At 43.4% G+C, this 24,184-nt stretch carries 23 protein-coding genes; 11 read left to right on the top strand and 12 right to left on the bottom strand.

What is annotated here, in order from left to right:
* Position 1: 1 nt before the first annotated feature.
* From motA to ACRQQK_RS00275, 10 genes are read left to right on the top strand one after another with little or no spacing between them, the layout of a single operon-like run.
* Entirely contained in the window at positions 2 to 856 is an 855-nt protein-coding gene (gene motA / locus ACRQQK_RS00320; RefSeq protein ID WP_457509288.1) for a flagellar motor stator protein MotA, read from the top strand.
* Positions 857 to 862: 6 nt separating this feature from the next.
* A complete protein-coding gene (locus ACRQQK_RS00315; protein WP_102964355.1) occupies positions 863 to 1,786 on the top strand; it encodes an OmpA family protein in 924 nt (307 codons plus the stop codon).
* A 10-nt stretch (positions 1,787 to 1,796) separates the two neighbouring features.
* Positions 1,797 to 2,099, top strand: coding sequence for a hypothetical protein (locus ACRQQK_RS00310; protein WP_457509286.1), 303 nt, complete (start codon positions 1,797 to 1,799; stop codon positions 2,097 to 2,099).
* 53 nt (positions 2,100 to 2,152) lie between these two features.
* A complete protein-coding gene (locus ACRQQK_RS00305; RefSeq protein WP_457509284.1) occupies positions 2,153 to 3,343 on the top strand; it encodes a UDP-N-acetylglucosamine 4,6-dehydratase in 1,191 nt (396 codons plus the stop codon).
* Positions 3,344 to 3,359: 16 nt separating this feature from the next.
* Positions 3,360 to 4,523 (top strand): LegC family aminotransferase, encoded by a 1,164-nt coding sequence (locus tag ACRQQK_RS00300; RefSeq protein ID WP_457509282.1) that lies wholly within the window; start codon positions 3,360 to 3,362, stop codon positions 4,521 to 4,523.
* A gap of 1 nt (position 4,524) precedes the next feature.
* Complete coding sequence (neuC, locus tag ACRQQK_RS00295) at positions 4,525 to 5,697, top strand: UDP-N-acetylglucosamine 2-epimerase (RefSeq protein WP_457509280.1); 1,173 nt, start codon at positions 4,525 to 4,527, stop codon at positions 5,695 to 5,697.
* Between the two features lie 2 nt (positions 5,698 to 5,699).
* Positions 5,700 to 6,773, top strand: coding sequence for an N-acetylneuraminate synthase (gene neuB / locus ACRQQK_RS00290; RefSeq protein WP_457509278.1), 1,074 nt, complete (start codon positions 5,700 to 5,702; stop codon positions 6,771 to 6,773).
* Positions 6,766 to 7,416, top strand: coding sequence for an acetyltransferase (locus ACRQQK_RS00285; RefSeq protein ID WP_457509276.1), 651 nt, complete (start codon positions 6,766 to 6,768; stop codon positions 7,414 to 7,416). The genes neuB and ACRQQK_RS00285 overlap by 8 nt, the downstream gene beginning before the upstream one ends.
* A gap of 18 nt (positions 7,417 to 7,434) precedes the next feature.
* Complete coding sequence (locus ACRQQK_RS00280; RefSeq protein WP_457509274.1) at positions 7,435 to 8,502, top strand: nucleotidyltransferase family protein; 1,068 nt, start codon at positions 7,435 to 7,437, stop codon at positions 8,500 to 8,502.
* A complete protein-coding gene (locus ACRQQK_RS00275; protein ID WP_457509273.1) occupies positions 8,495 to 9,202 on the top strand; it encodes an acylneuraminate cytidylyltransferase family protein in 708 nt (235 codons plus the stop codon). The genes ACRQQK_RS00280 and ACRQQK_RS00275 overlap by 8 nt, the downstream gene beginning before the upstream one ends.
* A gap of 342 nt (positions 9,203 to 9,544) precedes the next feature.
* Here ACRQQK_RS00275 and ACRQQK_RS00270 read toward each other — a convergent pair whose 3' ends face one another.
* Entirely contained in the window at positions 9,545 to 10,879 is a 1,335-nt protein-coding gene (locus ACRQQK_RS00270) for a hypothetical protein (protein WP_457509271.1), read from the bottom strand.
* A gap of 293 nt (positions 10,880 to 11,172) precedes the next feature.
* Between ACRQQK_RS00270 and metE the strand changes: the two genes are divergently transcribed.
* The gene (gene metE, locus ACRQQK_RS00265; protein WP_457509268.1) at positions 11,173 to 13,482 is read left to right on the top strand and encodes a 5-methyltetrahydropteroyltriglutamate--homocysteine S-methyltransferase; all 2,310 of its coding nucleotides are present in this window, start codon (positions 11,173 to 11,175) and stop codon (positions 13,480 to 13,482) included.
* Positions 13,483 to 13,558: 76 nt separating this feature from the next.
* On the opposite strand, the gene ACRQQK_RS00260 is transcribed toward metE, so the two are convergent.
* The 11 genes from ACRQQK_RS00260 to ACRQQK_RS00210 form a co-directional block, all read right to left on the bottom strand.
* Positions 13,559 to 13,954, bottom strand: coding sequence for a GspS/AspS pilotin family protein (locus ACRQQK_RS00260; protein ID WP_457509267.1), 396 nt, complete (start codon positions 13,952 to 13,954; stop codon positions 13,559 to 13,561).
* 1 nt (position 13,955) lies between these two features.
* Positions 13,956 to 14,252 (bottom strand): YciI family protein, encoded by a 297-nt coding sequence (locus ACRQQK_RS00255; protein ID WP_457509265.1) that lies wholly within the window; start codon positions 14,250 to 14,252, stop codon positions 13,956 to 13,958.
* 97 nt (positions 14,253 to 14,349) lie between these two features.
* Entirely contained in the window at positions 14,350 to 14,751 is a 402-nt protein-coding gene (gene yciA, locus ACRQQK_RS00250; protein ID WP_457509263.1) for an acyl-CoA thioester hydrolase YciA, read from the bottom strand.
* A 117-nt stretch (positions 14,752 to 14,868) separates the two neighbouring features.
* A complete protein-coding gene (locus tag ACRQQK_RS00245) occupies positions 14,869 to 15,414 on the bottom strand; it encodes a septation protein A (protein ID WP_457509261.1) in 546 nt (181 codons plus the stop codon).
* 155 nt (positions 15,415 to 15,569) lie between these two features.
* Entirely contained in the window at positions 15,570 to 16,865 is a 1,296-nt protein-coding gene (locus ACRQQK_RS00240; RefSeq protein ID WP_457509260.1) for a dicarboxylate/amino acid:cation symporter, read from the bottom strand.
* 338 nt (positions 16,866 to 17,203) lie between these two features.
* On the bottom strand, positions 17,204 to 18,010 hold the full coding sequence (gene trpA, locus ACRQQK_RS00235; protein WP_457509258.1) for a tryptophan synthase subunit alpha: 807 nt from the start codon (positions 18,008 to 18,010) through the stop codon (positions 17,204 to 17,206).
* A complete protein-coding gene (trpB, locus tag ACRQQK_RS00230; RefSeq protein WP_042488314.1) occupies positions 18,010 to 19,200 on the bottom strand; it encodes a tryptophan synthase subunit beta in 1,191 nt (396 codons plus the stop codon). Before trpB ends, trpA begins: the two co-directional genes overlap by 1 nt.
* A gap of 83 nt (positions 19,201 to 19,283) precedes the next feature.
* Positions 19,284 to 20,654 (bottom strand): bifunctional indole-3-glycerol-phosphate synthase TrpC/phosphoribosylanthranilate isomerase TrpF, encoded by a 1,371-nt coding sequence (gene trpCF, locus ACRQQK_RS00225; RefSeq protein ID WP_457509455.1) that lies wholly within the window; start codon positions 20,652 to 20,654, stop codon positions 19,284 to 19,286.
* A gap of 112 nt (positions 20,655 to 20,766) precedes the next feature.
* Positions 20,767 to 21,765 (bottom strand): anthranilate phosphoribosyltransferase, encoded by a 999-nt coding sequence (trpD, locus tag ACRQQK_RS00220; protein ID WP_457509256.1) that lies wholly within the window; start codon positions 21,763 to 21,765, stop codon positions 20,767 to 20,769.
* A gap of 73 nt (positions 21,766 to 21,838) precedes the next feature.
* Positions 21,839 to 22,417: an aminodeoxychorismate/anthranilate synthase component II gene (locus ACRQQK_RS00215; RefSeq protein ID WP_457509254.1), complete on the bottom strand. Its 579-nt coding sequence runs from the start codon at positions 22,415 to 22,417 to the stop codon at positions 21,839 to 21,841.
* Between the two features lie 16 nt (positions 22,418 to 22,433).
* Positions 22,434 to 24,020 (bottom strand): anthranilate synthase component 1, encoded by a 1,587-nt coding sequence (locus ACRQQK_RS00210; RefSeq protein WP_457509252.1) that lies wholly within the window; start codon positions 24,018 to 24,020, stop codon positions 22,434 to 22,436.
* Between the last annotated feature and the right edge of the window lie 164 nt (positions 24,021 to 24,184).

Genomic DNA, 24,184 nt, shown 5'->3' with positions numbered 1-24,184 from the left:
AATGAAGCAAATATTGGCATTTGTAGGGATATTAGCAGTTATTGGTGTGTCATTTATTCTTCATGGGGGAAGACTAGGCGCACTTGTTAAAATATCTGAAATAGTAATTATTTTCGGTGCATCTATAGGTGGTCTGATCATTTCGTGTACCATACCTACATTGAAATTAATGATGTCTCAGATTAAGCAAACTGTTGGTAAAAGCACTTATACCAAAGCTTATTATCAAGAGCTGTTGTCTTTAATGTTTGAATTGATCAATGTAGTGAAAATGCAAAACTTGAAAGCACTGGATACTCATGTAGAAAACCCAGAAGCGAGCAGTATTTTTACCAAGTATCCAGCTATCATGAAAGACACCATTACGCTGAACTTTATCATTGATTCTTTCCGTCAAGTAATCAGCTCTAAAATGTCCGCACACGAGTTAGAAGCCGCTCTGGAAGAAGAGATTGAAGTGTTGATTGAAGAATACGAAAAGCCCGGTAATAAATTGCATGCGACAGCGGAAGCGATGCCGGGAATTGGTATTCTTGCTGCGGTAATGGGTATTATCTTAACCATGCAGAACTTAGATGCTGATGTAACTATCATTGGACAAAGTATTGCTGGAGCACTAGTGGGTACCTTTACTGGTATTTTTGGCTGTTATTGTATGTTTGGTCCGTTGTCTGCTTCTATGCACGATATCGCTGAAGAGCAGGTCGCTCCGCTTCACTGCATTCGTTCAATTATTACTGGCTACTTGCAAAACCTCTCTCCACATATGTGTGTCAACGCAGGCCGTAAACACATTGAAAGTCATATTAAGCCAAGCTTTACGGAACTAGAACAAGCGCTTGAAGGACTTAGGTAATTTACTATGAGTACTGCTGGCGTAACGATCATTAAGAAAAAGAAGAGCAAAGGTTCTGATTTAACACATGGCGGTTGGAAAGTGGCGATGGCTGACTTGATGATCTCGATGATGTGTTTGTTCCTTATCCTTTGGCTTCTGTCTGTTATGGACTCTGAAGACAGTCAGGATCTGGTTGAATATTTTCAGACTGGTCAATTGCAAACGGATGGACTAGGCAACTCAGTCAGCCCAATCACTTTGCAAGAAATAGCGACATCAAATCATGAGTCTGACATGCATCGTATCGAAGATACTTCTCTGATCGAAGGTGAGGTAGACAGTCAACAAGAGTTGGAAGTTTTTGCCCGTTTGATTGAAGAGCATATTGAAGAAATTCAAGGCATGGGGAGTGTTCAAGTTACGGTAACTCCTCAGGGATTGAAAATCATGATCAGCGACTCTGAGCAAGGGCAAATGTTCTACCGTGGGGGCGCGAATATGACGCCGTTCTACCAGGATTTGTTGTTGCACTTAGCGCCTGTATTTAAACGTGTTACCAATGCGATGGTTATCACTGGGCATACTGATGCAAGTCGTTACGTCGGCTCGAAAACAACCAACTGGGAACTGTCTGCAAACCGCGCCAACCAGGCTCGTTACTTCTTGACTCAAGGTGGAGTATCTAATGATCAGATCTTTCAGGTATCTGGTATGGCAGACACTGCGCCGCTTAACCCCGAAGACCCTAAGAGTTCTGATAACCGTCGTATAGAAGTGTTTGTTCTTACTACTAGCGCACAGAAACAATTGAGTGAAGTGTACAAGAACTTACCGAAGATCGAATCTGCGGGCAAAGAAGCAGATAAAAAAGTAATGGATACTATTGAACGTCAGGAAAGAGAGGCTGCAAAAGCTGCTCGAGACAATCAGCTACCCACATCCTATTAGGCTCTGATACTTGTTTAGGAGCATACATAAGGTCAGTAATGCGACTCTTCGTCAAATAAGGCGTTGGGTTGCATGGCTGACCTTAGTTAATTATCTGCTGGCGGTTATCTACGCCACTGCTGCGCATGTGAACTCCTCTTGGATGTTTATGATTGGCGCAACCTTATTAGGCTACAACTACCTTTTGGTCCGCATGATTGTCTCCATTCCCAAACGCACATTTGTGATGAAAAGCCATCGCCATCTCACCATCCCATGTGTTTTGAGTGTGTGTATGGCATGCCTTGTTATTGTTGTTAGCGTTTGGCGTTAGCTTTGACATGCATAAAACTACATCGAACCACAGTTAACCGAGAAAGAGAAATGATGAACTCAATATTAGATTTAATTGGTCGCAGAGAGGCTTTGTTTAAAAGCGATATCAGTCGCCATGAAAAAGAACTTTGTCGTGTTGTCTCAAGTTCTAAATTTCTTGTGTTAGGTGGCGCGGGATCTATTGGTCAAGCGGTAGCGAAAGAGATATTTAAACGTAACCCTCAGAAGTTACATGTTGTTGATATCAGTGAAAACAATATGGTTGAGTTGGTTCGAGATATTCGTAGTTCGTTTGGTTATATCGATGGGGATTTTCAAACATTCGCGCTAGATATTGGTTCTATCGAATATGATGCGTTTATTAAAGCCGATGGCAAATATGATTACGTATTAAATCTCTCTGCGCTTAAGCATGTCCGCAGCGAAAAGGATCCGTTTACGTTGATGCGTATGATAGATGTGAATGTATTTAATACTGATAAAACCATTCAGCAGTCTATCGATGCAGGTGTACAGAAGTATTTCTGTGTTTCGACAGATAAGGCGGCAAACCCTGTAAACATGATGGGGGCTTCAAAACGCATTATGGAAATGTTCCTGATGCGAAATAGCGAGCGAATCTCAATCTCTACAGCGCGTTTTGCAAACGTAGCGTTTTCGGATGGTTCTTTGCTGCATGGGTTCAACCAGCGCATTCAGAAACGTCAACCTATCGTAGCGCCAAACGATATTAAACGTTACTTTGTCACTCCTCAGGAATCCGGCGAGCTGTGTTTGATGTCATGCATTTTTGGCGAAAACCGAGATATTTTCTTTCCTAAGTTAAGTGAAGCGCTTCACCTGATTTCATTTGCCGATATTGCGGTTAAGTATCTTGAGCAGCTCGGTTATGAACCCTACCTTTGTACAAGCGAAGAAGAAGCTCGTGAATTAGCCCAAACTCTACCAGCCCAAGGCAAGTGGCCTTGCCTTTTCACTACAAGTGATACGACGGGAGAAAAAGATTTTGAGGAATTTTTCACAGACAAAGAAACACTGGATATGTCTCGATTTGTGAACTTAGGTATCATCAAAAACCAAGTATTATTTGATGATGAAAAGCTGAATCTTTTTGAACAAAGCATCGTTGCTATGAAGCATGACCGTGAATGGAGTAAAGAGCAGATTGTAAAGCTCTTCTTCACAATGATTCCTGACTTTGGTCACAAAGAAACAGGTAAATATCTCGATAGTAAAATGTAGTAGAGGATCAGAAAGTATGAAGTCGTCAGCTATCGTTGAGTTTGTAAGAGATGTTTATCAGACCCAAGATTTTATTCCATTGCATGCACCTAACTTTGGTGTAAAAGAAAAAAACTATGTGATGGAAACCATTGAAAGCACATTTGTATCGAGTGTGGGTAAGTTTGTTGACCAGTTTGAACAACAAATAGAAAGTTATACAGGCTGTGCTAAAGCGGTTGCAACGGTCAACGGTACTTCTGCATTACACACTGCACTCTACATGGCTGGCGTTGAGCGCGGCGACTTAGTGATTACCCAAGCGCTAACTTTTGTTGCAACTTGCAATGCTCTATACCATATGGGCGCTGAGTCCATCTTCGTCGATATTTCGCCAGTCAGTTTGGGTTTATGCCCAAAGGCAGTCGAGAACTACTTGCTTGAATATGCTGAATTGCGCGATGAAGGGTGTTACCACAAAGCGACCGGTCAAAGAATCAAAGCGGTTGTGCCAATGCATACGTTTGGACACCCGGTTGAGCTGGATGAACTCAGCAGAGTATGTAGCAGTTGGAACATTTCATTAGTTGAAGATGCGGCAGAAAGCTTGGGTTCTTTCTACAAAAATCAACACACTGGCACCATAGGTGATTTTGGTGCTTTAAGTTTCAACGGCAACAAGGTCATCACCACGGGTGGTGGTGGCATGGTGCTATGCAAGACTCTCGATACAGGCTTACATACTAAACATGTCACCACGACAGCGAAAGTGCCTCATCAGTATGAATTCTTCCATGATGAAGCTGGTTTTAACTACCGTATGCCTAACATTAATGCAGCACTTGGTTGTGCGCAGATGGAAGTTTTGCAAGATTATTTAATTCAAAAACGCAAATTAGCTGGGTTGTATCAGGAGTTTTTTGCCAATAGCGATACTCATTTCATCACTGAGCCGGACTATGCCCAATCTAACTATTGGCTTAATGCCATTATCTGCCCTGATTCCGCTGTTCGAGAGTCAATCTTAAAAGAAACTAACGCCGATGGCGTAATGACTCGCCCTATATGGAAACTCATGCACCGTTTGCCTATGTTTGAACATGCACTACGGGGCGACTTGAGCTATTCGGAATATATTGAAGCACATTTGGTAAACTTGCCTAGTACACCGATTCATTTAACGTCCAACCAGAGCTTTTGATATGAATAAAATCCAGAAAAAAGTAGCTGTTTTTACCGGTACCAGAGCGGAATATGGATTGCTCTTCTGGCTTTTAAAAGACATTCAAAATGATTCAGAGTTACAGCTTCAGTTGTTGGTTTCAGGTTCGCATTTATCACCGGAATTTGGTGAAACTTATAAGCAGATTGAGAAGGATGGGTTTCATATTGATGAAAAAATCGAAATGCTCCTATCTTCTGATTCAGTCGTAGGCACAGCCAAAAGTATTGGCTTGGGTGTTATTGGCTTTGCTGACGCGCTCGCAAGGCTGCAACCCGATGTAATTGTCATTTTGGGAGATAGGTTTGAAGCGCTAGCTGCTGCGCAAACTGCAATGATATTAAGGATTCCAATTATTCATCTTCATGGAGGTGAACTTACTGAGGGGGCATACGATGATGCTATTCGTCATGCGATCACAAAGCTTAGTTTCCTGCATTGCACCTCTACAGAAGAGTACCGACAGCGAGTGATTCAACTGGGTGAACATCCTTCTCGAGTGAAAAATATCGGTGCGATTGGCCTAGATCATTTAGCTCGCAGCAAACTTATGTCACTAAAGGAGTTAAGTGAATCACTTAACTTCGAACTCTACAGCCCATTTGTCGTCGTGACTTATCATCCGGTTACTTTGGCGGATGAGTCGCCCGAAGAAAGTTTTCAAGCGCTGATCGAAGCGTTGGATAATTATCCAGACTACCAAGTTATTTTGACCTATCCAAATGCTGATGATGGCGGTAGACGAATTATTCCGATTTTGGAGCAATATGCCCAGTCAAATAAAGGTAGAGTGCTTTCGATTCCTTCATTAGGACAAGCTCGTTATCTAAGTGCTGTGAAGCATGCAAGTGCGGTTATTGGTAATTCTTCAAGTGGTATTATCGAAGTACCTTCGTTTGATGTACCTACGGTTAATATTGGCTGTCGTCAAAAAGGTCGTCTCGCTGCAAAAAGTGTCATTCATGCAGAAGCCAATGAAGAGTCTATTTCAAATGCAATTCAAGTGGCTTTAAGTCGCGCGTATAAGTTACCAACTGAGGTTGTCTTTAATCCGTACGGTCAAGGCAACAGTAGTGCTCAGGTTATTAAGATGATTAAAACGGCTGATTTTGATTTTCACAAAACCTTTTACGACTTAGTTAAGGAAGACTGAACATGACCTTAATCATTGCCGAAGCAGGTGTTAACCATAATGGCTCTGAGGAACTGGCTTTTAAGCTTGTTGACGCGGCTTATCAATCAGGTGCTGACGTAGTTAAGTTTCAAACGTTCAAAGCTAAAAACTTAGTGACGGAAGATGCACCACAAGCGGAATATCAGGTAGCCAACACTCAAAAGAAAGAGTCTCAGCTGGAAATGCTCAAGCGTTTAGAGCTTTCTTATGAAGCTCACCACAAGCTCGTAACATACTGCGAAACGTTGGGCATAGAATTTTTATCGACAGCGTTTGATTCTGAGAGTTTAGCCTTTTTGGTTAATGAATTAGGGCTTACGCGTTTAAAGTTGCCATCTGGTGAACTGACTAATGCCCCGTTAGTTCTCGAGCATGCTCGTACAGGATGTGATCTTATTGTATCTACAGGAATGGCAACACTAGCTGAAATAGAAATGGCTCTGGGCGTAATCGCCTTTGGTTATATCAAAGAGGTTAATGCTAAGCCTTCTCTAATGGCGTTTCAGGAAGCCTACTCGTCATCAGAGGGGCAGAGAGCACTGAAAGAGAAAGTCACTATTTTGCATTGCACGACGGAATATCCAGCACCAATCAACGAAATCAACTTGCGAGCGATGGATACACTCGGAAGTACGTTTAATTTACCAGCAGGATATTCTGACCATAGCGAAGGTATCACCATTCCGATCGCTGCTGTTGCACGTGGCGCTGTAGTTATCGAGAAACACTTTACCTTAGACAAAGATATGGAAGGTCCGGACCATAAAGCTTCTCTTAATCCGCGAGAATTAACGGCAATGGTCACTGCGATTCGCCAAATTGAAAGTGCATTAGGTTCAGCTGTGAAAATGCCCACAGTGGCTGAAGTCAAGAACAAACAAGTCGCGAGAAAGAGTTTGGTAGCAGCGAAATCGATTAATAAAGGTGAAGCGCTCACAGAACATAACCTGATAACAAAAAGACCTGGTTCAGGGTTATCACCATATCTTTATTGGGACTTTCTAGGAAAGACAGTGAGCAGAGATTACCAAGTAGGGGAATTACTTGATGAGTGATCTTAATGCTCTGCCGATCATACTAATAGGCGGTGGCGGACATGCTTCCGTCTTAGCCGATATTTTGCTTTCTCAAGGGAAACAAATACTCGCAATCATCAGTCCTGATGAAATAGACCAACGACAAGTTTTTAGGAATATTCCTCGCTTTAAAGAGGATAAGGATACATTGAGCTTTAAGCCCGAAGACGTTTTACTAGTCAATGGTATCGGAATGATGCCGAAATCGAATTTACGACAATCGATAACCCAATATTTTGAGTCTTTAGGTTATCGGTTTGGGACTGTAATCGCGGACAGTGCGGTTGTTTCTTCCTTTGCAGTGATAGAGGAAGGTGCACAGGTCTTGCCATGCGCGATAGTCAATGCGGGTGCTTGTATAGGAAAACACACCATAGTTAATAGCGGTGCACTTGTTGAGCATGATTGTGAAATAGGTGCACACAACCATTTAGCTCCAAAAGCTGTCCTTTGTGGACAGGTAAAAACAGAGGAAGGTGTTTTTGTCGGAGCTAATGCAACCATTATTCAAAATTTGCAGATCTCTCATTCATCAGTGATTGGAGCCGGCGCTACGGTGACTCAATCAGTGAGTTCAAAAACGATTGTTTTCGGAGCAAGGGGGACTACAAAGAAGTATTGAGTAAAATGAAGGTGTAAGATGACCCATAGCTGGCAAAAAACGCTAGTTTCTGAACACAGTACTATTAAACAAGCACTAGAAATTATTAATACAGAAGCACTGCGGGTAGCCGTAGCCGTCTCAGAAGACCGGAAACTGGTCGGCATGATCAGTGATGGTGATATTCGCCGAGGCTTGTTAAGAGATCTTACACTTAGTGATCCCGTTTCAGAGATCATGAATCGTCAGCCAATCAGCGCCAGATTTGGTACAACCAAAGAGCAGCTAATTGCGCTGATGAAGAAAAAACAAATTCTTTCAGTTCCTCTACTCGATGAGGCTAGTCATGTAGTGGGTTTAGAAACCTTGCATGGTGCGCTAACCAAAAAGCAGTATCAGAACCCTGTATTTCTTATGGCGGGCGGTTTTGGTACAAGGCTTCGTCCTCTTACTGATAAGTGCCCTAAACCGATGTTAAAAGTGGGTGGGCAACCGATATTAGAAACAGTTATCAAGAGTTTTATCAAAGCTGGTTTCAGTAACTTCTACATTTCAACTCACTATATGCCTGAACAGATCCATCGCCATTTCGGAGACGGTTCAAAACTGGGTGTATCTATACAATATGTGCATGAAGAGCAGCCTTTGGGCACTGGTGGAGCATTAGGTCTCTTGCCTGACGATTTACCGCAAGATTTGCCGCTTATTATGATGAACAGCGATGTACTTACACAGGTTGACTTCCAAAGCCTGCTTAAGTTTCACGTCAATAATGAATCGGATGCCACCATGTGTGTTAGAGAGTACGACTATCAAATTCCTTATGGTGTGATTAACGGAGAAGGCAACCGCATCACTAATATGGTTGAAAAGCCAATTCAGCGTTTCTTTGTCAATGCGGGTATATATGTTGTATCTCCGCGCGTGATTAAATCTGTTCAGAAAAACCAACGAATTGATATGCCCACTCTTTTAGAGCAGCATATGGCCGAGCGACAGCGTGTTTTGATGTTCCCAATACATGAATATTGGCTCGATATTGGTCGAATGGATGATTTCAACCGAGCGCAGACGGATATTCATACTTTGGGCATGTGTGATGATTGACGGTAAACGTGTATTGGCTATTGTCCCAGCTAGAGGTGGGAGCAAACGTCTACCTCGTAAAAATGCATTACATTTTTGCGGGAAACCTTTGATTGCATGGTCTATTGATGCTGCTAAAAAAAGTCAGTATGTCGATGAAGTTTTTGTTAGTACCGATGACCAAGAGATTGCGGATATTGCATGGGAATATGAAATTGATGTTCCTGAGTTGCGTCCCGCCCATTTAGCATCAGATACGGCGACGACTGTCGACGTTTTGCTTGATGTGTTGGAGAAGTATGGTTCAGGATTTGATGTTCTTGTACTTCTTCAACCGACCTCTCCTTTGCGCGATGCTGACCACATTGATGAAGCGTTAGAGCTGTATACAAACAAGCAAGCAGAATCCGTTGTCTCTATAACTGCTTGTGAGCATTCACCGTTGTGGTCTAATACGTTGCCGGAAGACGGTTCTATGGGCGAGTTTATTTCCGCTGAAGCGCTGAAGCGTTCTCAAGAATTAGCCACTTATTATCGACTCAATGGCGCTTTATATATTTTTGATGTCAAAATTCTTCAGCGACGCAAGCTGATTCAATACACCTCGAAATCATTTTCTTACGTTATGGACAATCATGTTTCTTTTGATATCGATAACGCGATTGATTTTGAGTTGGCAGAGTTCTTTATGCAAAAACGAAATGCGAACACTGTCAGCTAAACAATGAAATAATTAACGCTCAAATAAAAAGCTCTGCAATCGCAGAGCTTTTTTGTTTTCTAACCCTAAACCACCTTCTATGAAGGTGGTGATTGTCCTTTTGGGCTATGCCCGAAAGGCATTAAGGTTAAGGGACAGGGTATACAATAACGGCTTAAAAGTTATGATTCGACAAAAATACGGGGTGTAATGGATGTTCTCTGCCGTAGAAGTTGAATACTAAAGCGCTCACCGACGCTAGTTATATAACTTGATGTGTTATAGCCCCCTTATAGGGGGCCATTCAAAGCCACCTGCTATGCAGGTGGATTTTTACATGTGGGGAAAGAGGAAGGAGAGCGGTTAACGCTCATTTCCTTCTTTAATTACTTCTTTTTGAGCAATAGCAAGTAAGTTATCAATGCTTGCAGTGTTCTGAAGGTTGGCGATGACACGTGTTGCTTTGAGTTTAAGTTTTTTATCTGAGTAGGTTTCTTCATTGAGGTTGTAGAAGACCTTATTCAATATCTTAGTTGCATTCTCAGTTGAACATTTAGGCAACAGCATGATCAACTCATCTTCGTGTTTTGGATTCTTGATCAGATAGTCACTCGCTCGAATAAAGGAACTAACGGTATCAACCATGAATTTTTGTGCGACCAAATGAGCGTTATGTTCTTTGGCTTCATCCAAATCATACTTAATTAAGATCAGTGAGTTTACTTCATTGCCGTTGACAACATCCTCTAAATGACGAGTTTTAGTTATTTCAAAGCGATAAGTGTTTGTACCTTCATCGTAGAACGCTTCTTTTCGTTCAACCATGTTCTGGGTCATTTTGTCGAAATCACGCTTGTTGATGATCATAAAGATAATGCAGAAAGCGATCAGTGAATACACAACTGTTAAGTAGGCTTTGCTAAACCATAGCTCCAGATACGAAACTTTTAACCTAAGAATGTTCTTTTGGTCGATGTTGTAGTTTTCGTGGTAATTGAAGAGTGGGTTCTTTGTCGTTGAGAAAAGGTAGACGTTTTTGCCATTCTCGTATTTTTTCTCGATAAGTACTTTAGTGTTAAATGCTTCGTTGACGGGAATATCTAAAACCAAGCTACCAGTTTTTTCACCATTGTGCGTAATTGCGGTAGAAAGTGTCAGAGTTATCCCGCCTGCTTGAGTATTCTCGAAAATGTCATAAGTGTAGGCACCAGTATTGGATTTACTGTTGTCGTAAAGAAATGAACAGTACTCTGAAGTGCTGCATTTTATCTCTTCTTTATAAGTCGATCGTCCGACAGGCTTCACACTGTAGAAGATCGTTTTGGCGTTGAATGAAAGGTAGCTAAGAGCATTAACATATCGGCTATTCACAAACTCTGGAGCGCTGCTGTAGAGCTGGGTTAGAGTCTCAAGTGTAATCACATCCGTAAGATTAATATTGTTGTCGTCGAATAGATATTTTACGTCTCTATTTTGCTTTTCAACGATGGAAGCATCCTGCTCTTTGCCTAATTCTGATTGGATATTGCTTGCCGTAATATGCAGTTTGTCTCGCGCAGCATCAAATACAGAAATGAAGTTATTGAAGTCGTGTATTTTTTGTTTAACAAGGTCATTAGTGGTTACCGCTAGATGCAGCGCATTCAATAATAGGCCCAGACATAAACTAACTAATACTGTTAGCAGGAATTTTTTCATCACTCAAACTCAAATGGGGGTTAAAACTCAACTCGCTATTTTAAGTCTGTGGGGATTTTACTGTATGTAGGATTAGTCTGTTTGTCGCAAAGGAAAGGCTGCTTGCACAGTGGGGTTCAACATCGTTTCTTGTTTATCTTGTTACTTTTCTAGCTAAAGTGATTTGGAGAACATGAATATTTTTAATAAACAAGTTGAATATTCGTCGATTGTTTTATTTGGTGGTCAGGATGATTATTTAGCCATCCAGACATCTTTTTGTCTGACCTCAGCTTAGTAGAAGGAACGATGACATGGCGACTATTACACATATTTTGGGCTACCCACGTATTGGCGAAAAACGCGAACTTAAATTTGCATTAGAGAAATACTGGCGTGGTGATATCACTCAGCAAGAGCTAAAGGCGGTAGGTAGCGAAATCCGCCACAACAACTGGGCTTTACAAAAAGAAGCAGGCTTAAGCTTTGCTACTGCGGGCGATTTTGCATGGTATGACCATGTTCTTACAACCACTTTGCTGCTTGGTCATGTTCCTGCTCGCCATCATCTATCTCATAACAAAGATAGCTTTCCAGATCTCGATACGCTTTTCCGCGTTGGACGTGGCCAGTCGCAAAATTCGTGTGGTTGTAGTGGCAGTGCGGCTTCAGACATGACCAAGTGGTTCAATACTAACTATCACTACATCGTTCCTGAATTCAGTTCTGACGATAAGTTTGAAGTGAGCTGGCCGCAGCTATTTGAAGAAGTCAATGAAGCGGTGAAAACAGGTGCAAACGTGAAACCTGTGCTTTTGGGGCCTGTGAGTTATCTCTACTTGGGTAAAGAAGTGGAAGATAATTTTGACCGTTTAACATTGCTTCCACGTTTGCTGACGGCTTATCAAAGCATTTTGTCTAAATTGGCTAAACAAGGGATTGAGTGGGTTCAAATCGACGAGCCAGTACTGTCACTTGAGTTAGAAAGCCGATGGCAAGATGCTTTTAAGCTGGCGTATCAAGTACTGCAAGGCGATGTAAAAGTGCTGTTAACAACTTATTTTGATTCGGTGATTGATACGTTGGACAAAATCGTTGCACTGCCTGTAAACGGTCTTCACATCGACATTTCAGCAGCGCCACAGCAGTTAGAAAGTGTACTAGAGAAATTGCCACAACACTGGGTGTTGTCAGTGGGAGCTATCAATGGCAGAAACGTGTGGCGTGCAGATTTAGGCAACCTGCATAACAGATTGCAGCCAATAAAAGAGAAACTGGGTGAGCGCCTTTGGATTGCGAGTTCATGCTCACTACTGCACAGCCCAGTGAATTTAGAACTCGAACAAAATCTCTCAACAGAAGTGCGCAGCTGGTTTGCGTTTGCCAAGCAAAAAGTCACCGAAGTCGCGCTACTTGGACGAGCATTAGATGGCGACCAAGAAGCGATTTTGGCTTGTGACACTTACAGCTTGCCTATTGTTGATAGAAAAACCGCAACACATGTGAACAAGCCGCAAGTGCAATCGCGAGTGAACACTATCACTGCATCATTAGCGCAGCGTAGTGAGCCGTACAAACAGCGTGCGGTGACACAAGCGAAACAACTGGGTTTACCATTATTCCCAACCACCACCATAGGTTCATTCCCGCAAACCAACGAAATTCGTACTCAACGCAGTGCATTCCGTACAGGAGTATTACCAGAAGCCGAGTATATTTCAGCATTGAAAGGACACATTGCAGATGCGGTGAAGCGTCAGGAGGTTTTGGGGCTGGATGTATTAGTCCATGGCGAAGCAGAGCGTAACGACATGGTTGAATACTTTGCTGAAAACCTATCAGGCTTCCAAACCACTCAGTTTGGCTGGGTACAAAGTTACGGCTCTCGCTGTGTTAAGCCAGCGATTGTGGTTGCAGACATTGAACGTGAAAAACCAATCACTGTTGAATGGTCAAGCTATGCTCAGTCATTAACCGATAAGAAGATGAAAGGGATGCTGACGGGCCCTGTCACTATCTTGTGCTGGACTTTCCCTCGTGAAGATATCAGCCGTAAAGAAATCGCTCAGCAACTGGCGCTAGCGTTACGTGACGAAGTCTCTGATTTACAAGATGCAGGGATTAATATCATTCAGATTGATGAACCGGCGATTCGCGAAGGTTTGCCTCTGAAGAAACGTGACCACAAGGCATACTTAGATTGGTCCGTGGAAGCGTTCAAGATTTCTGCGGCAAGTGCTAGACCGAAAACCCAGATTCATACTCACATGTGTTACAGCGAATTCAACGAGATCATTGACTCAGTGGCAGCACTAGATGCGGATGTGATTACGATTGAAACCTCACGCTCGAACATGGAACTTCTGAAAGCCTTTGAAGACTTCAATTATCCGAACGAAATTGGTCCGGGTGTTTATGATATTCACTCGCCAAACATTCCAACACAGGAATGGATTGAAGGTTTACTGCGTAAAGCGTCAGCCAAGATCCCAGCAGAACGACTCTGGGTAAACCCTGATTGCGGTCTGAAAACTCGTAACTGGAAAGAAGTGGAAGCGTCATTGATCAACATGGTGTTAGCGGCAAAAACCTTGCGCGAAGAAGCACAAAGTAACGCAGCTTAATTGCAAGTCTGAATAACAAACAAGGGGCTCAGATGAGCCCCTTGTTTGTAGAACAAAGCATTTATACAGCACAAACCTATTGTGAAGCGCAAGTTTGTTGAGTGATGAGTTCATCTACCATCAGTTGTCCACGAGTATTACGCATTTTAATACGGTAACTCAAACCCACTTCGAGGTTTGCTTTGATATTCTTGTCTGAACAAAAGGTTTTGATACTGCTTTGCATAACCTGAGTGACAGGTTTGGCACTTTTATCATCAGCGTTATAAACCATCATCATTTCAATGGTGGTACCTTTGGCCGTAGCACGCATTATATTGAGTGGGCCATATTCTAAAGGCAGTTCAGTACTCAGCAGGCTGGCTCTATTATCCGCGAGCAGTTCAAGATTTCTCTGGTTGTCTGCATTAGAACTACAACCAGAGAGCAGAACTAAGCCGAAAGCGATAATTCCAGCGGTACTTTTTTTCATACTAAAATACTTTTTTGAACGGTTTGATGATGACACTAGCATAAACACCTGCTGCCACATAAGGATCTGCGTCTGCCCATGCTTTTGCTTCTTCTAACGAGTTGAAATCAGCAATAACGGTTGATCCAGTGAAACCTGCTTCTCCTGGGTTTTCTGAATCGATAGCTGGTAGTGGGCCAGCGGTCAGCAAACGGCCTTCATCTTGAAGTGCTTGTAAGCGTTCTAAGTGCGAAGCACGAACACTCATGCGTTTTTCTAGAGAGCTCTCAACGTCTTGAGAAAAAATGACATACCACATAATCCATATCCTTATTAATGACTGAAACTGCAAGTTACCAGCAACTAATGTACGGAAACTTGGCAATATTTAAACCTTGATGGTGATATTTCTGTGATCAGTTTCCTGCGTTAATCGGGCGCGGGCGTCCATCGGAATCAATGGCGACATAATTAAATGTGGCTTCACACACTTGGAAACGGTCACCGATGCCGTCAACTTTAACGGGTTTTACCCAAACTTCTAAGTTAATCGACATAGAAGTGCGGCCAATTTTAGTGCATTCACCGTAGCAACAGACCACATCACCTACTTTCACGGGCTTTTTAAACGCGATACTGGAAACTGAGACTGTAACGATACGACCAGAAGAAATCTCTTTTGCTAAAATACCACCAGCCAAGTCCAACTGAGACATAATCCAACCGCCAAAAATATCACCATTTGCATTGGTGTCTGCTGGCATGGCAACCGTTCTAAGTAATAGCTGGCCTTTAGGGGAACCGACTTCCTGACTCATTTCAAATTCCGTAGTAAGCAAAACAGCGACTGTGTTTACCAAGTCGCTGTCAGAAAAGAGGGCATTATAGCAGTAAATCTAGCTGCTTATTAACCCCAAAGAGTCATGTAAAATCATCTATTGGTTAGAATTTTTCTGCTCTTTAGGAAGATGTTTGTAAATATAAACGCCAGTCAGCAGGGTGTAGACAAATGTTGCGATAAGAAGGCCGAACACTTTGAAATTAACCCAAACATCTAAAGGTAATTGATAAGCAATGTAGATGTTAACTACAGCGCAGATAGCGAAGAAGCCAACCCATGCCCAGTTTACTTTTGCCCACACACTGTCTGGCAGAGTGATTTCCTTACCTAACATGCTTTTGATCGCTGATTTACCCATCAAATGGCTGACAGTCAGGCCTAGAGCAAACACAGTGTAAACAATGGTCACTTTCCATTTAATGAAGTTGTCATCGTGAAGGAAAATCGTCATACCACCAAAGATGGCGACAACAGCAAAGGTAATGAGCTGCATTTTTTCAACTTTCTTGTACACGAAGTACGAAATAGCCACTTGAACGGCAGTTGCAGCGATCAATGCAGCAGTTGCGACATAAATATCGTATAGCTTGAAGAGAGCAAAGAAGATAATTAGAGGAATAAACTCAATCAGTTGTTTCATTATGTGGGTACATCCAAACTTTTCGTTGCCGATAGTCTACTCAATTTGCCTTGTCATCTGAATAGCCAGTAGCGATTTAGTTACAAATTTGGCAATCTTCTTATTGAAAACAAAAAAACCGCTCATCAGAGCGGTTTTTGTTAGAGATTCAGCTATTAAGCTTGCTGATCTTGATAAACTTTTTCAGCTTCAGAGTCTTCAATCATAGAATCAACGATTACTGCACAAGCTGCATCACCAGTGATGTTTAGTGCTGTACGGATCATGTCGAAGATACGGTCTAGAGCGAATAGTAGTGGTAGACCTTCAATTGGAATGCCTGCAGCAAGAAGAACCGCAACAACAAGGAATGAAGGACCAGGTACACCAGCTTGACCAACAGCACCTAGTGTAGCAGTCACGATGATTGCAATGTAAGCACCCATTGATAGGTCAATGTGGAACAGTTGAGCAAAGAAAACTGCAACTAAACCGTAGTAGATTGCGTTACCAGACATGTTGATCGTTGCGCCTAGAGGCAGAACGAATGACGCTGTCGAGTTACGTACACCTAGGTCTTTCTCAACTGTGTCCATAGTAACAGGAAGTGTTGCCATAGAAGATGCTGTTGAAAGAGCAACCGCTTGTGGCTTCTTCATTGCGCTAATGAATTTCTTCGCTGAAGTCTTGCTGAAGAAATGGATCATCGCTGGGTAAACGATGAAGCCAAAAATCAGGATAGCGGCTGTGTAAACCAGAAACAGCTTGAACACCACCATAAGAGCGCCAAAACCGAATGTACCTACTGCTTCAGCCATCAGACCGAATACGCCGATTGGAGCGATAACCATTACTTTGTTGATCATCCACACCATTGAATCAACGATAGTGTTTACACCATTGATGACTGGATCGCGTTTCTCTGGGCTCTGTTTTGAAATGGCAATACCTAAGAACAAGCAGAAAACGAGAATTTGCAGAATGTTTGCGTCGTTCAAAGATTGGAACACGTTAGTCGGAATCATACCGATAACGGTCGCCCAAAACGTAGGTAGTTCACCTTTTGAAGCGTATTCTGCTGAGAACATGCCTTCAACACCAGAAACATCAATACCCATGCCTGGTTGGAATACTTCACCCATAACTAGTGCTAGGCAAACCGCTAAAGCAGAAGTTACAGCAAAGTAACCTAGAGTAACGAAACCAACTTTACCTGCAGAGTGGCTATTGCCTAGGCCAGCTGCACCTGAAATCAGAGCAACAGCGACCAGTGGAATAACTAACATCTTGATTAAGTTAATAAAGATGGCACCTAACGGAGAAAACATTGTCGCATCGTGACCCATGGCTGCACCAATAAGCGTACCGAGTACCATGGCAATCACAACTTGAACACCAATGTTCTGTAGTAAATTCTTTTGTTTTAACACTTCCTTAACCCCTGTGCTAATAATGTGTAAATTTCTAGACATAACCACTAACCAATCCTCGATTAATGGAAATTTATGTTGCTCGGTTTTTTACACTTATATTTCACAATTGGCAATATGCATCTGCGTCGGATTTGACTTAGTCACCCCTTTTTACTGATGAAGTGGTTATTTAATCACCATGGAAATCGTTTGCTTTCGATTTTGGAACAGAAATGGGCAATGGTGGGGTGAAGGAAATTTTGACCGAAATAGTCGATGGGATGTTAAAAAAATGATCAATTCCTAAGCTGACTAGTATTGAATAGCTACAAAATCGCCAGTTAAAAATCGATCATTGAAAGTATAAAGTAGGGTAATAAAACCCTACTTTAAGGCTATTATTTTATGGTCGCTTGTTTCATTGGTGTAATAAAACTCGCTAACGATTTCAGTAGTGTTTCTGGGTTGTTTTGGTTTGTTTCGATGATTTTCACCACAGCAGAACCAGAGATCGCGCCTGCCGCACCAGCCGTAATCGCTTGTTTTACCTGTTCCGGTTGCGAGATACCAAAACCAAGAAGTGCAGGCGGCGCATCAAACTGATTCAAACGATCTAACAGTGCGTGCACTGGCATATTGGCTTTTGTTTCTGCACCCGTCACACCAGCACGAGAAAGCAGATAAGTATAGCCTTGGCTCAATGAAGCCACAGATTTCAACGTTTCATCACTGGCTGTCGGCGGTGCAATGAAAATTGGTTTGATACCAAATTTTTCTGCAGCTGCGACAAATTCAGCACTTTCCGTGGTTGGTACATCAGCGACTAAAACTGAATCAACACCTGCTTCCTGACAACGTTGATAGAAGTTTTCAATTCCGCGAGAGAACACCAAATTCGCGTACATCAACAAACCGATTGGCGTGTCTGGATTCTTAACACGGATTTGTTTGATAAGGTCAAAACAGATATCCGGAGTGGTACCCGCCTGAAGGGCGCGATTGTTTGCTCCTTGAATCGTTGGACCGTCTGCTAACGGATCTGAGAACGGGAAACCGAGCTCAAGAGCATCTGCGCCAGCATCAATTAATGTCTGCATAATTTGCAGAGAAAGCTCAGGAGAGGGGTCGCCAATCGTTACAAACGGAACAAATGCGCCTTGATTTTGCTCAGCTAAGCGCTGAAAAAGAGATTGATAACGATCCATTACAGCACTCCTTTATCTTGTAAAATTTTGTCTACAGTGAAGATATCTTTGTCTCCACGACCAGACAGGTTAACCACTAATAACTGCTCTTTTTCTGGTTCAGCAAACGCCATTTTCAATGCGTGCGCTAATGCATGTGAAGATTCCAGCGCAGGAATGATACCTTCTTTACGAGCAAGCAGTTGGAAAGCGTCCAGTGCTTCATCGTCAGTAATGCTGTCGTATTCTGCACGGCCAATCGAGTTTAGATACGCATGTTGTGGGCCAACAGAAGGGAAGTCCAAACCAGCAGAAATGGAGTAAGATTCTTCAACCTGACCGTACTCATCTTGCATTAATGGTGCTTTCATACCCAAGTAGATGCCTGTTTTACCATGTTTTAGAGGTGCGCCGTGTTGGTCGGTATCAATACCTTTACCCGCAGGCTCTACGCCGATTAGACGAACCGACTCTTCTTCGATGAAATCAGCAAACATGCCGATAGCATTGGAACCACCGCCAACACAAGCAATTACCGCATCAGGTAAACGACCTTCACGAGCTAAAATCTGATTTTTAGTCTCTTCACCAATGATGTGCTGGAATTCACGAACAATGGTAGGGAATGGGTGAGGACCCGCAGCAGTGCCTAATAAGTAGTGGGTGTTTTCATAACTTGCAGACCAGTCACGCATTGCTTCGTTACAAGCATCTTTTAAGGTCGCTGAACCTGAGTGTACAGGGATTACTTCTGCACCCATTAAGCGCATGCGGAAAACGTTCGGGCTTTGGCGCTCAACATCTTTTGCACCCATGTATACGCGACATTTCAAATCTAACAGTGCACAAGCCAGAGCCGTTGCTACACCATGTTGACCAGCGCCAGTTTCAGCGATGATTTCGGTTTTGCCCATACGTTTTGCTAATAATGCCTGACCAAGAACTTGGTTGGTTTTATGCGCGCCGCCGTGAAGCAAATCTTCACGTTTCAGATACAGTTTAGTTTTTGTGCCTTTGGTGATGTTGCGCGTTAGCGTTAAAGCCGTAGGGCGGCCTGCGTATTCCTGCAACAGAGTCATGAACTCCGAACGAAACTCTGGGTCTTCTTGAGCATCAATAAAAGCTTGTTCTAGCTGGTCTAGAGCGGGTACTAAAATCTGAGGTACGTACTGACCACCGTACTCTCCAAAATAGGCGTTAAGTTTTGCCATGTTCATTATCCCTTAATTGCGATCCCCGTTGGTGTATTCGGGGATACGATAATAGTCGTCGATGTGTTCGTATTTTCTAAAATTTAGTAATTTCTAATCGCACTGAAGGCTTGCTTCAACTTTGCTGCGTCTTTTTTGCCGGGTTCGGATTCAACACCTGAGTTAAGGTCTAATCCCATACATCCTAGTGTTGCCGCATGTTGTGCATTCTCTGGAGAAAGTCCGCCCGCCAGCATGACGTTGGAAACCGATGCGTTTGCCAGTAATGACCAATCAAATGAAGTTCCGGTGCCACCGCTTTGGGTGCCAACTTTGGCATCCAGTAAATGGCGGTCGACATGGTTTTCAATAAATGCAGGCAATTGGTCTGTTACCCCGTAGGCTTTCCAGATTTCTACCTGTTCAGGCAGAGCACTTTTCAGCTCATCGATAAATGCTTGCGATTCATCACCGTGTAATTGCACTGCAAATAACCCGAGCTGAACGGCGGTGTCTGTCACTTCTTTCACTGAGTGATTCTGAAATACACCCACATATTGCAAAGGTGCACCAGCCATGGTTAAACGTGCTGCTTCTGTATCAACATAGCGTTTTGATTTAGGAACAAAAATCAGACCACCAAATACCGCGCCTGCTTGGTATGCTTTCACTGCATCATCAGGGTGAGTCAGTCCGCATACTTTGTTTTCGCCCAGTACCACTTTACGTACCGCCAGTTCAAGGTTTTCCTGTGCCATTAACGCGCTGCCAATCAAAAAGCCGCTTGCGTATGGCGCCAAGTCACGCACCTGCTGGTGAGTGTAAATGCCAGACTCAGAGATAACCGTTGTACCTTCTGGCAGCAGCGGTGCGAGTTCTTTCGTGCGGTTAAGGTCGGTTGATAGGTCGCGTAAGTTGCGGTTGTTAATTCCGATTACTTTTGCTTCAAGAGCAATGGCTCTTTGAATTTCTTCTTCGTTACTGGTCTCAGTCAGAATACCCATACCGAGTTCATGAGCCACATCAGCCAGTTCTTTATATTGCTCATCATTGAGAACAGAAAGCATCAGCAGAATTGCGTCTGCGCCGTAATGACGAGCCAAATAAACCTGATAAGGGCTGATCATAAAGTCTTTGCACAGTACCGGTTGTGTTACCTGAGAACGAATGCGTGGCAGAAACTCAAAGTTACCCTGAAAGTATTTTTCGTCTGTCAGAACAGAAATTGCGTTCGCGTACTGGTTGTACACCGATGCGATGTAATCCAAATCAAAATGCTGACGAATCAAACCTTTTGATGGCGATGCTTTTTTGCATTCCAGAATGAAAGCTGTTTTGCCGTTGTCCAGAGCTTGGTAGAAATCGCGATCAGATGTGGTCAGAAGATTTTTAAAACTCTCTAGAGGCTGCTGTTGCTGGCGCTCTTCAACCCATACCACTTTGTCCTTGACGATTTTGGCTAACACTTGCGCCATTTTCGTGTTTTCAACGGAAATATGTTCAGAGAGTTGTTGCGGTTGCCCGCTCTCAGCTTTCTCGTTAACAAGAAGTTCGTTACTGACGTTGGTTTCGTTAGACATGTCGACGTTAACCTCGATTCGCTAATTGTTGAACTAATTCGTAAGCTTTACCTGAGTTCATAACGTCAATGGCTTGCGCCGCGTTCGCTTTGAGGTCTTCTTTTCCAAATAGTCGTAAAAGAAGAGCAACGTTGACAGCAACAGCAGCGAGTTGTGCAGGCGTTCCTTTGCCATTGAGGATATCAGTGATGATGGCGCAGTTTTCTTCAGGCTCCCCACCTTTGATTGCTTCTAGCGGGTAAGTCTCTAATCCAAAATCTTGCGGTGTCAGAGTGTATTCAACAATCTTACCGTCTTTGATCTCTGCAACATGGGTTTCACCATGTACAGCCACTTCATCTAATCCTGAGCCATGAACTACAGCGGCTCTTTTGAGACCCATTTGTAACATGGTTTCCGCAATAGGACGAACCAAATCTAAACTATAAACACCCATTAATTCGATATTGGGTCTCGCAGGGTTAATCAGTGGACCTAAAATGTTGAATATGGTGCGAGTTTTCATGGTTTGACGCACAGGCATCGCATGGCGAACACCACCGTGATACTGAGGTGCAAACAAGAAAGCGACCCCCAAATCGTCCAGTGCTTGACGAGTGTCTTCAGCACTCATTGCTAGGTTGATACCGAATGAATCGAGAAGATCAGAAGATCCGGATTTGCTAGAAACGCCACGGTTACCGTGTTTTGCGACTTTTACGCCACACGCGGCGGCAACAAACGCTGAAGTGGTAGAGATATTGATGGTATTGGAACCATCACCACCAGTTCCCACAATGTCTGCGAAGTCATAATCCGGACGTGGGAAAGGATTAGCATTCGCCAGCAAAGCTTTGGCTGCTCCCGCAATTTCATCCGGCGTTTCGCCTTTAATTTTTAATGCTGTCAGTACCGCAGACATCAGAATCGGGTCCATTTCGCCACGGATGATATGGTCGAACAACTCTTGGCTTTCGCTTTGGCTTAGTGACTGTTGCTCGTAAAGTTTGTTGATGATGTTTTGCATGTTTCTATTCCTTATCCTTTTCGCCACTGTCTTGTTGGGCTCTAATCTTTTTCGTTGAATGCGCTTGAGATAGTTAACTGAGCGCCCAATCAATCGCGTTTTCTAACAGTGTTGCTCCCTGCGTAGTCATGATGGATTCTGGGTGAAACTGGAATCCACACACCTTGTCTTCTTCATGCACAACCGACATGACTAATCCATCGACTTCAGCGGTTACGGTTAACTCTTCGCTCACATGCGTTGCGACCAGTGAGTGATAACGAGCAATTGCCAGTGGCGACGGTAGTCCTTGGTAAAGCTCGTGGTTTTGATGTTCCATCATGGATACTTTGCCGTGAACGATTTCACCAGCGCCGGCAACCGTACCGCCATATGCTTCAACAATCGCCTGATGACCAAGGCAGATACCAATCATAGGCACTTTACCTTTTAGGCGTTTCAAAATTTCTGGCATGACGCCTGCTTCAGAAGGCGCGCCCGGACCCGGAGAAAGAACAATAACCGGCTGCTCTAGGGCTTCCACTGCATTTTGAATGGTGTCTGCTGCAATATGGTTACGATAAATCGTGACCTGATGACCCAATGAACGGAACTGATCAACCAAGTTGTAGGTGAATGAATCAAAGTTGTCGATGAATACGATATTCGCCATGAGTTATTCCTCCTACTTACGCTTTATTTAAAGAAGATTGCGCTTGGTGAGCGTGTTGAATCGCTGAAATGACGGCTTGAGCTTTACCGCGTGTTTCATCTGCTTCTGCTTGTGGATCGGAGTCAAAGACCACGCCAGCACCGGCTTGAACTTGAGCGATGCCATTTTCCACATAAGCAGAGCGAATCACGATACAAGTATCCAAATCTCCTTCACCGGTCAGGTAACCCACTGCGCCACCGTAACTGCCACGACGTTCTTTCTCAACGTTACGGATCAACTGCATAGCGCGGATTTTTGGTGCGCCAGTCAGCGTGCCCATGTTCATACATGCTTGGTAAGCGTGCAGAGCATCTAAGTCCTGACGAAGCTGACCAACCACGCGAGAAACCAAGTGCATCACATGGCTGTAACGGTCTACTTTAAGTAAATCGGCCACATGGCGAGTACCCGCTTGTGAGATACGCGCTACATCGTTACGGGCTAAATCCACCAACATCATGTGTTCCGCGTTTTCTTTCTTATCCAGACGCAGTTCTAGCTCGATACGGCTGTCCAAATCAAAATCAATAGTGCCATCAGCGCGTTTGCCACGACGACGAGTTCCCGCAATAGGGTAGATTTCAATTTGGTTGGTTTCTTTCTCGTACTTCAGAGCACTCTCAGGTGAAGCGCCGAACAGAGTAAAGCGTTCGTCCTGCATGTAGAACATGTAAGGGCTAGGGTTACTCTTTTTGAGTTGTTCATACGCGGCAAGTGGAGAAGGGCAAGGTAGCGTAAAGCGGCGAGATGGTACCACTTGGAAGATGTCGCCTTTCACCACGTAGTCTTTCAAATCTCGAACTATGGAGCAAAACTCTTCATCGCCGATGTTAGTGTTAACCGATACGTCTGCAATTTTTTCAGCTTGCGGCTGCAACTGAGGAATCGCAGCTTGCTCAGTAATAACAGCAAGACGACTGATGAGCGCCGTATGTGTTTCTGTAGTCCTTGAGAATGCAGTTGCTTGAAGTTGACAAGTCTCAGTCTGGTGGTCGACAACCATTAATGTCTCTGCCACATAAAAAACGTAATCAGGGCATTGGTTACTTTGTGCGGCATCACCGAGCGGTTCAAAGTTGGCAACTAGGTCATAGGCAAATAAACCACCAATAAAAATGGCATGTTTGTCTTGTTTGCTGAGATCAAAACTGTGCTGAACAAGGCGTAAAGCATCAAATGAAGACGCTTCTTTTAAACGCGAATCTTCATCTAACGTATCGCACGGTGCTTCAAAGTTCAGTGTAAGAAGCGAGCCTTCCAGTGTTGCTGGAATCGCATCAACAAGGTTCTGCTTCAAAATTTCAACCAACTGCATGCCGTTATCAGTTAAAGCTTGGAAAGTTACTTTATGACCTAAACAAGTGATTCGTACGGCGGCGTCAATCAGCAGCAGGCTTTTTAGGTTCTGTTTTGAATCAATTTCAGCAGACTCAAGCAATAAACAGTCTGTTTTGCCTTCACACAGTGCGTGGAATAGTGCTGTAGGATCTTGCGTATAAGGAATAGAGGTCTTAATGACTTCTAACTGTGCAAGGTTTTTAATTTCAATGGCCTTGTTCACAAGACCTCCTTATTAAATCGTCTGAATTTGTTCTCTAACCAGTTGAAAGTAGAGGGTGTGATATGTCAACTGATAAAATAAAAGCCCGCTAATTGCGGGCTTTATGAATGCGTTTCTTTGAATTAGAAGTGCACGTTTGCCCGCCATGAATCTGACCACATACG

It is taken from the genome of Vibrio sp. C8 (genome assembly GCF_054051265.1).
The sequence above is the reverse complement of the archived record's forward strand: the minus strand, read 5'-3'. Positions and strand labels throughout refer to the sequence as shown.